The 13,070-nt window shown below is 56.7% G+C and carries 10 protein-coding genes; 7 read left to right on the top strand and 3 right to left on the bottom strand.

The window, feature by feature from the left end:
- Positions 1–73 precede the first annotated feature (73 nt).
- Positions 74–2,068 carry an exodeoxyribonuclease V subunit alpha gene (recD, locus tag QWJ10_RS00640; RefSeq protein WP_289924518.1) on the top strand — a complete coding sequence of 665 codons (1,995 nt, stop codon included), beginning with the start codon at positions 74–76 and terminating at the stop codon, positions 2,066–2,068.
- Between the two features lie 239 nt (positions 2,069–2,307).
- Complete coding sequence (gene rmuC / locus QWJ10_RS00635; RefSeq protein WP_289923516.1) at positions 2,308–3,894, top strand: DNA recombination protein RmuC; 1,587 nt, start codon at positions 2,308–2,310, stop codon at positions 3,892–3,894.
- A 42-nt stretch (positions 3,895–3,936) separates the two neighbouring features.
- On the opposite strand, the gene QWJ10_RS00630 is transcribed toward rmuC, so the two are convergent.
- Both QWJ10_RS00630 and QWJ10_RS00625 read right to left on the bottom strand, forming a co-directional pair.
- Positions 3,937–5,250, bottom strand: coding sequence for an MFS transporter (locus QWJ10_RS00630; RefSeq protein WP_289923514.1), 1,314 nt, complete (start codon positions 5,248–5,250; stop codon positions 3,937–3,939).
- Positions 5,251–5,870: 620 nt separating this feature from the next.
- Entirely contained in the window at positions 5,871–7,793 is a 1,923-nt protein-coding gene (locus QWJ10_RS00625; RefSeq protein ID WP_289923513.1) for an AAA family ATPase, read from the bottom strand.
- A 432-nt stretch (positions 7,794–8,225) separates the two neighbouring features.
- Between QWJ10_RS00625 and QWJ10_RS00620 the strand changes: the two genes are divergently transcribed.
- The 5 genes from QWJ10_RS00620 to QWJ10_RS00600 all read left to right on the top strand — a co-directional run bounded on the left by QWJ10_RS00620 (position 8,226) and on the right by QWJ10_RS00600 (position 11,606).
- Positions 8,226–9,011: an NAD-dependent deacylase gene (locus tag QWJ10_RS00620; RefSeq protein WP_289923511.1), complete on the top strand. Its 786-nt coding sequence runs from the start codon at positions 8,226–8,228 to the stop codon at positions 9,009–9,011.
- 269 nt (positions 9,012–9,280) lie between these two features.
- Positions 9,281–9,910: a response regulator transcription factor gene (locus tag QWJ10_RS00615; protein ID WP_019366625.1), complete on the top strand. Its 630-nt coding sequence runs from the start codon at positions 9,281–9,283 to the stop codon at positions 9,908–9,910.
- A gap of 34 nt (positions 9,911–9,944) precedes the next feature.
- Positions 9,945–10,307 carry a curli production assembly/transport protein CsgE gene (gene csgE / locus QWJ10_RS00610; protein WP_232235595.1) on the top strand — a complete coding sequence of 121 codons (363 nt, stop codon included), beginning with the start codon at positions 9,945–9,947 and terminating at the stop codon, positions 10,305–10,307.
- Positions 10,304–10,726, top strand: coding sequence for a curli assembly protein CsgF (locus QWJ10_RS00605; RefSeq protein ID WP_019366623.1), 423 nt, complete (start codon positions 10,304–10,306; stop codon positions 10,724–10,726). The genes csgE and QWJ10_RS00605 overlap by 4 nt, the downstream gene beginning before the upstream one ends.
- A gap of 28 nt (positions 10,727–10,754) precedes the next feature.
- Positions 10,755–11,606 carry a CsgG/HfaB family protein gene (locus tag QWJ10_RS00600; protein ID WP_010797523.1) on the top strand — a complete coding sequence of 284 codons (852 nt, stop codon included), beginning with the start codon at positions 10,755–10,757 and terminating at the stop codon, positions 11,604–11,606.
- A gap of 41 nt (positions 11,607–11,647) precedes the next feature.
- Here QWJ10_RS00600 and QWJ10_RS00595 read toward each other — a convergent pair whose 3' ends face one another.
- On the bottom strand, positions 11,648–12,721 hold the full coding sequence (locus QWJ10_RS00595; RefSeq protein ID WP_289923508.1) for a glycoside hydrolase family 5 protein: 1,074 nt from the start codon (positions 12,719–12,721) through the stop codon (positions 11,648–11,650).
- Positions 12,722–13,070: the final 349 nt, after the last annotated feature.

Here is a 13,070-nt window from a genome sequence, read left to right as displayed (position 1 = left end):
TGCAGCCGCTGCGCCGGCCAGGATAGCCACTGCACCGACGGCCCATACACCTGACTTCCGGCCGCTTGAACGCATGGCGGATCTGTTTTTGCTGCTGGACCGCTGGGTTGAGCGAGGGTGGCTTAGGCCGCTGGACCGCGCCTTTGTATCCTTTCTTTATGAGCTCGACGGGCAGAGCCACCCGAGCGTGATGCTGGCAGCGGCATTGACCAGCCATCAGCTGGGCCATGGGCATGTGTGTCTGGACCTCGCCGAAACCTTGGGCAACCCGGACATGGCATTATCGCTGCCACCGGAGGGCGATGAAGACAGGCAACCGGTGCTGCTGCCTTCCGAGGTACTGACAGCTCTCAACGTAGCGCACTGGCTGAGTGCGCTGGAGAAAAGCCCGATCGTGGCCATCGGTCAGATGGATGACTGCCCGCTGGTGCTCGATGGCCAGCGGTTGTACCTGCGCCGTTACTGGAGTTATGAGCGCCGTGTCAGCGAATGCCTGCGGCTGCGTCTCTCCGGCCTGGGGTCTGTGCCGGATGACCTTTGCACACGCTTGGCTGCGCTGTTTCCCGAGCGTCCATTGATCGATGGCAAGAACGTGACCGACTGGCAGAAGCTGGCCTGTGCCCTGGCGGCGCGAGGCGCGTTCAGCATCATCACCGGCGGTCCGGGTACCGGTAAGACCACTACAGTTGTCCGGCTTCTTGCGCTGCTTCAGGCTCCGGCTGTCGAGAAGGGAACGCCCATGCGTATCCGCCTGGCGGCGCCAACAGGCAAGGCTGCCGCCCGGCTGACCGAATCCATTGGGCGACAGGTGCAGTCATTGGGTGTAAGCGAGGCCGTGCGTCCGTATATTCCTGTGGACGTTACTACGGTGCACCGGCTGCTTGGTAGCCGCCCGGATACCCGTCATTTCCGCCATCATGTCAGCAACCCGCTGCCGCTGGATGTGCTGGTCGTGGATGAGGCGTCCATGATCGATCTGGAGATGATGGCCTGCCTGCTCGACGCACTTCCGCAGCACGCGCGGCTGATCTTGCTGGGCGATAAGGATCAGCTGGCCTCGGTCGAGGCCGGCGCCGTTCTGGGCGATCTGTGCCGTGATGCCGAGCTGGGCTATTACACGCCGGAAACTCGCGCGTGGCTGGAGGAAATCTGCGGGGAATGCCTGAGCGACGAATCGCTGGAAGACGGTCACGAGGAGCATCATGCCCTGGCACAGCAGGTCGTCATGCTACGTCATTCTCGCCGGTTCAATTCCAGCAGCGGTATCGGCCAGCTGGCACGCCGGGTAAATCTTCAGGAAGCCAGCAGTGCACGTGAGCTGCTGGTCAAAAAGACCTACGATGACCTGTTCTGCCTGCGGCTGCGTGATGCCGAAGACAAGGCACTGGAAAAGCTGGTGCTGGAAGGTCATTCACCCAGAGGACCTCATGGCTACCGGCATTACCTGCGCGTGATGCAGGCGCTTCGCCCCAGTTACGACCTGCCTATGGATGATCCTGTCTGGGAAGTCTGGGCCAAGGCTGTGCTGGATGCCTTTGATGAGTTCCAGCTGCTTTGTGCGGTCCGTAAGGGACCGTGGGGTGTAGAGGGGCTTAACCAGCGGATCGCCAAGGCATTGCTCAGTGCCGGGCTTATCAGCCAGGACCAGGGCTGGTACGAGGGCCGCCCGGTACTCGTGACCAAGAATGACTACAGCCTGAACCTCATGAACGGGGATATTGGCATTGCTCTGTGTATGCCTGAACCGGCCAATCGCTCCGGCAAGACAATTCGTGTGGCCTTTCCGCGTAACGACGGCACCGGTGGCCTGCGCTTTATCCTGCCGAGCCGACTGTCCGCTGTTGAAACCGTGTTTGCCATGACGGTGCACAAATCCCAGGGCTCCGAGTTTGCTCACACGGCGCTGATCCTGCCGGATACGATCAGCCCAGTGCTGACCAAGGAGCTGATCTACACCGGCATTACCCGGGCCCGGGACTGGTTCAGCTTGATCGAATCCAAAACAGGCGTTTTTGAAGAGGCCGTGTCCCGGCGCGTCAGACGCCTGAGCGGGTTAATGCTGATGTAAGTCTGTTCGCCTATAAAACGTCTTAGCCTCGGCGTAGAGCGCCTTATCCAGCCTGCATGCCTTGCAGGTTGGGTGGAGCAGGCTGATGAGTCATCGCTGACGTGGCGGCTGGTGTCGCAAACGCTACCAAGCTGTTCTACAAATAATCCTTTCGCGCTAAAACCAGGCCGTAGGCACTGGACGGGCTCATCCGGCCCACATAAGGTGCGAGCTTTGATGTATCCGTTGTGAGGCTGGCTATGAATTCGCTGAACCTGATCTCCCTGGTGTTGCCGCTGGCGGCTCTGCTGGGGTGGGGCGTCACGGCAGCGTTGCTGGTCAGACAGCAGCAAGGTTTGCAGGCGCGCCTTCAGGAAACCCAGGAGCTGATTGAAGCGGAACGCAGCGAGGCCCAGCGGTTGGAAGTGGCCAACAGTCGGCAGGCGGTTGAGCTGAATGCCGAGCGTGACCGCATAAAGCAGCTGAAAGAGCAGATCGAAATGCTTCGGCAAAGCGAGACGGAGCTGCGAGCTCAGACGCGTCAGGCGCAGCTGGAAATGTCAGATCACCGTGCCGCGGCTGAAGCGGCGCGCGCGCAGCTGGACGGCCTGCAGCAACAGCTTGCCGAGCAGCGCACCCAGCAGGGCCGTGAGCAGCAGATGCTCCGGGAGATGCAGACACGGCACGCCCAACTGGTGGAAGACCATGCCACCTTGCGGACCACGCTTGAGCAAAAGGAACAGCATTTCCTTGAGCAGACCCAGCTTCTGAAGGAAAGCCGCGAGCAACTCAAGGCGGAGTTCGAGCAGCTGGCCAGCCAGATCTTCGAGGCAAAGGGGCAGACCTTTTCCCAACACAGCCAGCAGTCGCTGGATGCGTTGCTCAAGCCGTTTCGCGAGCAGATCGAAGCGTTCCGTCACAAGGTTGAAGATATCCACCACAAGGACACCCAGCAGCAGGCCGCTCTGGCACAGCAGCTGTTCGATCTGAAAGAGCTTAATCGGCAGATCACGCAGGAGGCCCATGAGCTGGCGACCGCCCTGAAAGGCCAGAAGAAAGCTCAGGGCAACTGGGGTGAGCTGATTCTTGAAAACGTGCTGGAGCGCTCCGGTTTGCGTCAGGGCACCGATTTCATGCGTGAAGTCAGCTTTACCACCGAGACAGGCCGTCGTCGGCCGGACGTCCTGGTGTATCTGCCCCAGAACAAGCACCTCATCATTGATGCCAAGGTCTCGCTCAACGCCTATACCCGCTACATCAATTGTGAAGATGAGGCCGAGCGCCGGATCGCTCTGGCAGAACACGTGCGCGCGGTAGGAGAGCGCATCCGCGAGCTATCGGATCGTGAATATTTCAAGCTGCCGGGACTCAACGCGCCCGAGATGGTTTTCATGTTCGTACCCATCGAGTCGGCGTTTGTCGAAGCCCTCAAGGCAGACGAGACCTTGTTCCAGCGGGCCATCGAACAGAATGTGCTGGTCGCAACCCCGACCACCCTGCTGACCAGCCTCAATATTGTCCGGCAGCTCTGGCGCTTCGAAGACCAGAGCCGGCACACCGCCGAACTGGCCGACCGCGCCAGCCGGGTATACGACAAGCTACGGACCTTTCTGGGAAGCATGGACGGTATTGGCAAGAGCCTGGAAAAAGCCCAGGAGGCTTATCACAAGGCCTGCGGGCAGCTGGTCAGCGGGCAGGGCAACCTGGTCAAACAGGTCAACGATTTCCGCGCGTTGGGCGTGTCCGTCAAAGCCGAGATCGATGAGCAGTGGGCAGAGCGGGCGGACCTTGAACTGAACCTGATCTCCCTTGAGGGAGAGTCGGTGTTTCAGGAACGAGAGGTATAAAAAAGCGCGGCATAGGCCGCGCTTTTTTATTCAGGAGCAGGCTCAGCTCTTGACTGGTTCGGCGCCAGTGAGTGCCTGGTTCGCATTAACCGGCTGCGTGTCGGTCAGGTGAGAGCGGTCGGTTGCCACGTTCCAGACGATCAACGCCGCCACGATGTCGAAAATGGCCAGCACGATAAACAGTGGGCTGTAGCCTACCTTGGTCACCAGCACGCCGAAGACAAACGTGAACGCCGCGGCGCCCAGGTAACCGAACATGCCGCCCATGCCGGTCGCAGTAGCCACTTCATTCTTGCCGAATGCGTCAGCGGTCACCGAGTACAGCGCCCCTGAAAGCGTCTGATGGGCAAAGCCACCGATGCAGAGCAGGGCAATCGCGGTATACGGGCTCGCCACAAGGCCGGTACAGGCTGGTGCGATCATGCAGAAGGCACCCAGCATCAGTACGATCTTGCGCGAGGTGAACAGCGAGACCTTGAGGTGCTTGTGGAAGAAGGGGCTCATGTAACCGCCCAGCACGCAACCGATGTCTGCCGCCAGGAAGGGAAGCCAGGCAAACAGAGCCACTTCCTTAATGTTCATGTGACGTTCGGTCATCATGTACAGCGGAATCCAGGCGTTGAAGGTCTGCCAGGCCGGCTCGGACAGAACGCGCGCCGCTCCAATGGCGAAGAAGTTACGGCTGGTCAGAATCTTTTTCCAATTGGCCTTGGCAGGCGTTTCATCCTTGTGTTGGGCTTCCTGGCCCGAAAGAATGTAGTCCCGCTCGGTGTCGGACAGCAGTTGCTGCTGACGCGGATGTTTGTAGAACACCAGCCAGAGGGCGCTCCATACAATGCCGAGCACGCCCACGATCAGGAACGCCAGCTCCCAGCCGCTCTGCAGGATGGCCCAGACCACCAGCGGCGGTGCCAGCAGAGCGCCTACCGATGAGCCGATGTTGAACCAGCCAATGGCGACCGAACGTTCCTTGGCAGGGAACCACTCGGAGGTAGCCTTCACACCTGCAGGGATACCGGCCGCTTCTGTCAGCCCCAGTAGGCCCCGGAAAAACGCAAGCCCTTGCCAGCCGTTGGCCATGGCTGCTGCTGCGCACGCCACCGACCAGGCAATGGCGAAAATCGCAAAGCCCAACTTGGTACCGATGGCATCCAGCAAGTAGCCTGCAATGGGCTGCATGAAGGCATAGCAGAGCTGCCAGGCGATTACGATGTGAGAGTATTCCTCGGCGCCAAAATCGAGCTCTTTCATCATGGTGGGCGCTGCCACCGACAGGGTATTACGGGCCAGGTAGTTGACGATCAGACCGCCCGTGACAAGGGCGACCATCCACCAGCGGATTCCTTTTATTTTCATGACACACCTTTAATTGTTCTTAATGGTTGAGCTGTACTGCAGGGCAGGGCTAAAGCGTTGAAACGCCGCAATGCGTAATCAAATGCTGCGTTCGAAACAGGACACACAAGGCGAGCAACGGGCTCGAAGCGTTCGGCGTGATATCGCCATAAAGGGGCTTAAACCCGGCCAACGAATAACGAAATGATGCGGATCGGAGGAAGCGCGCATGCGGCACGATGGATTCAAGAGGCGGATGTATGACGTCTTTGATTTGACGCCGGACCTGCAGGTGATGCCAAGCAAGCGTGACAGATGTAGGCCTGTCAACAGGCTTACAACCGCGCTAGCAGGCGGGTTTACCTCTGCGCGATAAGTAGTCGGTGCCACACGGTTTCGAATAGGTGTAATCGCTGCGAGGGCCATAGCGCTACATATCCATTTGTTATGATTGTTGTGTCATACGTCGTCATACAACTGGAAATATTATGTAACGTTCCTTTGTTACTTTGTCAATTCAGACTATCGGCGAAAGGCAGACGGTTTTGCTTTCTACGGTAAGAAATTGCAGATTTTTCCCAATAAAAAAGCCCGCGGTGTTCACCACGGGCTTTTGGGATCAGCGAGAGCTGCGGCGGAAATTAGTCCAGCGTCCAACCGCTCATGGCTGCATTCTGGGCACGCTCGGGATCGGCCTTGATGGCGCGATTGAGTGCCTTGACTGCCTCGCTACCGCCATGGGCAGCCAGAGCCTGCATGACATCCTCGCCCGGGATCGTCTCGTGCTCGAGCAGACCTTGGGTAATGCTGTCCAGGGCCGGACGCAGGCGCTGCAACAGGGCCATGCATTGATCGTTCAGGCGATGCAGGAGCTCATCTGCGGCCTCGATGGACGTATTTGCATCGTATTCAATGCCGGCATCACGCAGTGCCTGAATGCTGATCAGCGAACCTTTCGGTCCCATACCCAATGAACCCACCATCGACAGGGCCAGCTTGGAGGCTTCCTGCAGGTCCTGGGCCGCGCCCGAAGATACTTCATGGAAGTAGATCTGTTCGGCACAGCGGCCGGCGAGCAGCATCTGGATACGAGCCTTGAGTTCAGACTCCAGATGCAGACGCTTGTCTTCCACCGGTGTTACCAGTGTCACACCCAAGGCCTGACCACGGGGCAGGATGGTCACCTTCTCGACACGCCCAGTGTTGAGCGCCGCTGCTACCAGGGCATGGCCGGCTTCGTGTACGGCAATACGGGTCCGCTCGGTATCGCTCAGCGGCGTGACAGCAGTAGGCTGCTCACCGATACGGCAGGTCTCGATCGCATCCACAAAGTGGCTCATGCTGACCTGAGTGCAGTTCTCACGTGCTGCCAGCAGCGCCGCATGGTTGGCAATGTAGGCAATGGCTGCAGGTGTCAGGCCAACGGTGTTACGGGAAAGGGCCTCGAAGTCCAGATCGCCCTGCACCTGAATTTTCTTGGCGTACAGGCGGAACAGCTCGATACGGTCCTCCAGGGTTGGCAGGCCGACCGCAATGGTCCGGTCGAAGCGGCCTTCACGCACCAGTGCCGGGTCCAGCGAGTTGGCAAAGTTGGTCGCACCCAGGACAAGCACGCCGCTGGAACCATCGAAGCCGTCCATCTCGGTCAGGAACTGGTTGATGATGCGGTTGGCTTCCGCGTCGCTTGAGCGGGACTGCTCGGCACGCTTGCCAATACCGTCGATCTCGTCGATGAAGATGATGCACGGTGCCTTCTTGCGCGCTGTACGGAACAGGGCCTTCACTTTCTGAATGCCCACTCCAAAGAACATCGAGGAGAAATCACTGCCCGTCACCTGGATGAAATGCGCGTTGCATTCCGTAGCCAGTGCCTTGGCCAGCTGGGTTTTTCCTGTGCCCGGCTCACCAGTCAGCAAGACACCCTTTGGCGGGCGTGCGCCCAGTGTCGAGAAGGCGGCAGGGTTACGCAGGCAGGTAGTGATGTCCTCCAGTGCACGCTTGGCTTCGTGGGCCCCAACGACATCCTCGAAGGAAACATTCGTGCCCTTGCGCTGGATCTTGAACGGGCTCATAGCGCGGAACGCCAGCGGTACGGCCAGCAGAAGCAGCAGCAGATAGGTGGGCAGGTTGGCCAGCAGGCTTTCCATGACCGGACTGCGCTCAGCCGATTCGGCAAAGGTCGCAACCGGGAACAGAGTCTCGCCACGGTTCGAGTAGTCACGCAAAACCAGATCGCCAACCCGGCCAGAAGGATCGGCTACCGTGTAGTGAGCATTGGCCGTGGTAGTGATATACACCGCTTTTTCGCCAATCACAGCACCTGCAATGGCGTTGCTGCGCATGTCGTTGACCAGAACGGATAAGTCCTGCGGATGGTCTGTCCACGGTTGTGGTGCCGTGCGGACCGTATCAAGCATCGCTTGAACCGAGCCGGGGGCTGCTGTGCTGACTGTTGCCTGACCAGACGTCAGGCTCCAATAACCGATACTGCCAGCAAGTACTGCAGCCAAGGCCAGCGCGGGAATAACAGTGAAACGATGCTTGCTAAAAAAGGATTTCTTCATGGCGATTCCGGTGAGGCGAAACGTCAGCAAGAGAAAAATACTCTCGCTCGAAGGGAACTTCCGGATTATCGGCATGTAGCGCAGCGAGTGAACCCGCTCTTGTCGAAATACGATGAGTGGCGGCACCGTCGGTCGAGTTTGAAAACGATAAGGTATCTGTTGGTAAAAGAAAAATGAGAACTTTGAGCAATTGTGTAGCGTATTTACACAAGTGCTCTGGCATGCACTTCCCATTAAAAAGGTAGCGCCTGCCGCAAAAACTGGTTACGTTTCAACTGGCAAATTCATATTAATTGGCTACAACTGGATAAGCATTTCATATTCAGACAAGAACGTTTTATTCACCAATAGGACTCTTGGTGAAAAAAGACCGGAAAGGCCTCTTTATAAAAGCAGGATCGGCCCACTCATGGAAAGATTGGAACAGATGTTATGAGTCAAACCCCATCCTCTACGTCCCTGGCGATAGATGAAGCGCTGAAACACTGTATTCGCGATGCACAGCACGTGGTGTTCTTTACCGGTGCAGGCGTATCGGCCGAAAGCGGCATTCCCACCTTTCGAGATGCACAGACCGGACTCTGGGCAACGTTCAATGCCACCGAACTGGCAACCCCCGAAGCCTTTAGGGCGGATCCGGCCCTCGTCTGGGGATGGTACGAATGGCGTCGTATGAAGGTGCTGAAGGCTCAGCCCAATCCGGCCCATCTTGCTATTGCCCGTCTGGCCCAGCACTTTCCACGCGCTACCGTCGTTACCCAGAACGTCGATGATCTGCACGAGCGTGCTGGGAGTGCCGATGTACTGCACCTGCATGGCAGCCTGCATCAGCCGCGCTGTTTTGCCTGCGGCACCGGCTATTCGTTCGAGCGTGAAATACCGGTTGAACCAGATCAAGGTCGTCGTGTCGAACCGCCACGCTGTTCCAGGTGTAATGGTTTTATAAGGCCAGGCGTCGTCTGGTTTGGCGAGTCGTTACCGGTACAGGCCTTGCAACAGGCATTTGATGCGGCAGCCCAATGTGATGTCCTGTTTTCCATTGGTACATCCGGTGTGGTCTACCCGGCCGCTCAGATGCCTCATATTGCGCGTGATGCCAATGCCGCGGTCGTTCATATCAATCCGCAGCCGGTTTCAGGAGTACATTCCGATGACTGGACGTTGATTGGTGCAGCAGGTGATCTATTACCTAAGTTGGAAAGAGAAGTCTTTTCCTGATGTATCTCGTTACGTGAATACAGTCCTGTTTCATAAAGTGTTCACGTTGGTTCTTGAGAATTCTGTTGTTTCAATCCAGCCTGCTGAATATTCAACCGTCATCAGGGAGTGATGCCAAAAGAATCTCAATGTATCGCTGTGTTTAATTTCTCATTTGTTTGAGGCGAAATGGTTTCAGGGGCTTTTTTGTTTGTGATCGCAAGATCGTTGGATAGCCTACCGACATTAAGAATAACCGAGGCTTAAAGTTGAGTTCAGCAGACGCCATTATGGCAACAGGCCGCCCGCCACTTACCGTCAAACTACTGACCAAGAATCAGTTGTTGGGGCAGTTGTTCCAGCACTTTCTCAATCAGCAGACGGAATTCGAGTTATGCGTGGGTGACTTCAATGGATTGGAAAAGGCCAGGGCATCTCTGTGGCTGCTTGATGTCGGTAGTGTCGCATTCGAGCAATGCTCGGCTGTGCTGGATCAGTTGATTGGTCAGGCGCCGGTTGCGCTGGTCAATACCTCGGATGAGCAGGCGCAGCAGCTCATCGAAAAACATCCCGAGATCAAGGGAATCTTCTACACCCATACCTCCCGAGAGCTTTTGCTCAATGGCATACAGGCCCTGCTGATGGGACGGGACTGGTTGCCACGTGATGTCATGGAGCGTCTGATCGAGCGTTATCGGCGGATGCAGACACTGGAAGAGGAGGCGGTGGACCTGACCGGGCGCGAGCGTGAGATCCTGAGCCTGGTTGGCAAGGGTTATTCAAACGCGGAAATTGCCCATCAGCTTTGCCTAAGTACACACACCATCAAGAGTCATATTCATAACCTGCTTCGCAAGATTGGCGCCTCCAATCGTGCAGAGGCCGCGCTGAAGTTCTACGAAAAGAGTAAAGGACATTAACGCAATGAAGCGTTGGGGAGTCGGACTGCTGGGGATGATGATGCTAATGTCGGCACAGGCTGCCGATGATGAGGAGAATATCCAGGGCTTTATCGTCGACAACACGATCTCCCGCTTCGGTCACGACTTTTATCGCTATTTCAGCGATCGGTTGGTCGATACCAGCCAACTGGATTTCAACTTGGTAGTACGCGAGAGGCCTTCTGCGCGTTGGGGAAGTTTGGTCTGGGTGGAGCATGACCAGCGAGTGGTTTACCGACAGTTCATCCAACCCAATGTCGCGGAGCTCAAAGGCACAGCCTACGCAGCGGCGGACATGGTCAAGGACACAGTCGCTAAACAAAAACTGGAAAATCTTTTATATGACACCTTCGACATGGACAGAGACGAGCTATGAAGAATAAGAACGTACATTCAGCAACGATGCTAGGGCTGCTATTGCTAGGTTCCGTCTCGTCGCTTCAGGCCACTGAACTGGTCTATACCCCCAAGAACCCCGCCTTTGGTGGTAGTCCGTTAAACGGTTCGTACCTGCTTGGTAACGCGCAGGCCCAGAATGACTACGACGATCCGGATGCCAAGTCTTCCAGCAGTATGTCGGCCATCGAGCGCTTTACCAGTCAGTTGCAGTCGAGCCTGCTTTCGCAGGTATTGACCAATGCCCGTAACGGCAAGGCAGGCAGCGTTACTACCGACGATTTCATCGTCAATATTCTCAATGACGAAACAGGGCAGCTGGTCATCCATATTACGGATCGGGTGACAGGCGAGGTCTCTGAGATTGCCGTAAACGGATTGGCCGGAACGACTTACTAAGCAGCACGCTAAACCAGGAATAGCCATTATGAAACGACTCATGATGTCGTCAGCGTTGCTGTGCGCGATGCTGATGCAGGGATGTTCTGTGCGTGACCCCATGCCCGCCGAACAAAATGCCCAACCTACACTGACCCCACGGGCTTCTACCTATTACGATCTGCTGAATCTGCCAGCACCGCGAGGCAAGCTTGTTGCGGCCGTCTATGGGTTCCGTGACCAGACCGGCCAGTACAAGCCCAGCCCGGCCAGCTCGTTCTCTACCGCCGTCACCCAGGGTGGCGCCAGCATGTTGGTCGATGCACTCCAGGCCAGCGGCTGGTTCGTGGTGCTGGAACGTGAGGGTCTGCAGAACATTCTGACCGAGCGCAAGATTATCCGGGCGACCCAGAGCAAGCCCAACACGCCACAAAACATTCAGCAGCCGCTCCCTTCACTGCAGGCAGCCAATATCCTGCTGGAGGGTGGCATCGTTGCCTACGACACCAATATTCGCAGCGGCGGCGAAGGCGCTCGCTACCTGGGAATCGGTGCGTCCCAGGAATACCGGGTCGATCAGGTGACGGTCAATCTGCGCGCCATCGATGTACGTGGCGGACAGGTATTAGCGAACGTGATGACATCCAAGACCATCTTCTCGATTGGTCGCTCGGCGGATGTCTACAAGTTCGTCGAGTTCAAGAAGCTACTAGAGGCAGAGTCTGGCTATACCACCAACGAGCCGGCTCAGCTTTGTGTGCTGTCGGCTATCGAGGCGGCTGTCGCGCATCTGATTGCCCAGGGGATCGAGCGTAAATTGTGGGTCGCCTCCGACGTTCATGCGCTGGATGACAATGAAGTCCTGAGCAAGTACGTGACCTCAAAAACGATGCCCAAGTAAGCCAATGGGGCCTCAAGCAGGCCCCATTTCCATAGGCCCGATTAATTCGGGCCTATTTGTATGCACTGACTAGGTGTGCTCAGGTATTTCTTGAGCGTCGGCCATTGCGGGCGTTCCTGTCCATTCACGGGCTCAACCGCCAGGTTGTAGTTACCCCAGCCAGGACCTGCCGCCCAATAGGTTGCCGGGATACAGTTCTGTCTGAGATAGGCCAACATGTTGTCCATCAGTACCAGCCAGCGAGGATCATTGTCCGGGACGCCAAACTCGCCGATATAACCCTTCTTGCCATGCTTTTTCAGCCACTCTACGAAAGGCTTCACACGCGCCACACCATACATGGGGTCCAATGTGCTGACGTCCACGGTCTCGTAGGTGCCGCCGGAGTTGTTATCGAAATAGGTGTGCGCCGAGAAAATCAGATTGTCGGACGGGTCTTTCAGATTGAGCAGCGAATCGTTCCATTGCGCCCAGCGGGTTGCCTCCGCCCAACCATTGCCTTCGACAATGATGGGCTTGACCTTGTCCACCGTACGCACGCCATTGATGCCGTGCTGTGCTGCGGTCGGCCAGTAATCGAGCGCACCGTTGGGTTCATTCATGATGTCGTAGGCGTAGAGGGCAGGGTGCTTGGCCCAACGAAAGGCGATGCGGTACATCACGTCGTGGTAGGCCGCATACGGCACGTTCTTTGTACCAATCAGCTCACCGCGATAACGCGCATAGTTATGCAGGTCCAGAATGACGCGCACATTGTATTTCTGTGCATAGTTCATGGTCTGCTGGATCAGCCCTACATAGTCCGGGTCAAGCATGCTGTAGAGCTTGGGCTGTAGGCGCTCCCAGATGATAGGAAAGCGAATCAGGCGAACGCCTCTCTCGCTCCAATCCTTGAAATGGGTTTCCGTAGGAAAAATGTAGTTGCGGTTGTTGAGGCCGGGTAGAACGTGGGCCGCAAACCCTGCGCCCGACATGTTCAAGCCAACCAGACCGACGCTTAAATCATCCGCTTGGGCTGTAGCTGATAGCGTAGCCATAGAAGCAGAGAGCAGCAGCCCCTGTACTGCACCACGGAAGAGGCGTCTGAGTCGTGCAATGGATTCAAAGCGGTTCATGAAAGTTTCCCCAATATTGAATAAATCAATTACCAGCTGCTGTGTTGCGCTGGATAAGCCGTGACAGTTGCTTAAGCGCCGAGATGATTTCTGCGACGCATGCTGTCGTTGTGCTTGGCGTATCGACGGCTTAGCGTTTGGCTTGAGGAACGAAATGGCAGTGAAAAGGCCGTCATAAAGCGGCGATTGGTCGCAATAGTGGCTATTTGGAATGATTAATTCAGGTCTGTCAAAAATATGGCGAAGGCGCTTATAAAAATAATTGGCGCGGCTAAGTGACGATGAGTCAACGATTAACCGGAGCTATGAATGATGTTCGGGACAGATATTTTCGTGGACGAAAAACGCA

Origin of the sequence: Pseudomonas sp. WAC2, from assembly GCF_030403525.1 — a bacterium.
Classification (GTDB): Bacteria; Pseudomonadota; Gammaproteobacteria; order Pseudomonadales; family Pseudomonadaceae; genus Chryseomonas; species Chryseomonas luteola.
Note: the sequence above shows the minus strand (reverse complement) of the source record. Positions and strands in the feature narration are given on the sequence as shown.

What these genes read in the sequence shown, in the direction of transcription:
- QWJ10_RS00615 (WP_019366625.1), top strand. Translation starts at nt 9,281, where the DNA reads ATGGCAACAGGCCGCCCGCCACTTACCGTCAAACTACTGACCAAGAAT.
- QWJ10_RS00600 (WP_010797523.1), top strand. Translation starts at nt 10,755, where the DNA reads ATGAAACGACTCATGATGTCGTCAGCGTTGCTGTGCGCGATGCTGATG.
- recD (WP_289924518.1), top strand. Translation starts at nt 74, where the DNA reads ATGGCGGATCTGTTTTTGCTGCTGGACCGCTGGGTTGAGCGAGGGTGG.
- rmuC (WP_289923516.1), top strand. Translation starts at nt 2,308, where the DNA reads ATGAATTCGCTGAACCTGATCTCCCTGGTGTTGCCGCTGGCGGCTCTG.
- QWJ10_RS00625 (WP_289923513.1), bottom strand. Translation starts at nt 7,793, where the DNA reads ATGAAGAAATCCTTTTTTAGCAAGCATCGTTTCACTGTTATTCCCGCG.
- csgE (WP_232235595.1), top strand. Translation starts at nt 9,945, where the DNA reads ATGATGATGCTAATGTCGGCACAGGCTGCCGATGATGAGGAGAATATC.
- QWJ10_RS00605 (WP_019366623.1), top strand. Translation starts at nt 10,304, where the DNA reads ATGAAGAATAAGAACGTACATTCAGCAACGATGCTAGGGCTGCTATTG.
- QWJ10_RS00620 (WP_289923511.1), top strand. Translation starts at nt 8,226, where the DNA reads ATGAGTCAAACCCCATCCTCTACGTCCCTGGCGATAGATGAAGCGCTG.
- QWJ10_RS00630 (WP_289923514.1), bottom strand. Translation starts at nt 5,250, where the DNA reads ATGAAAATAAAAGGAATCCGCTGGTGGATGGTCGCCCTTGTCACGGGC.
- QWJ10_RS00595 (WP_289923508.1), bottom strand. Translation starts at nt 12,721, where the DNA reads ATGAACCGCTTTGAATCCATTGCACGACTCAGACGCCTCTTCCGTGGT.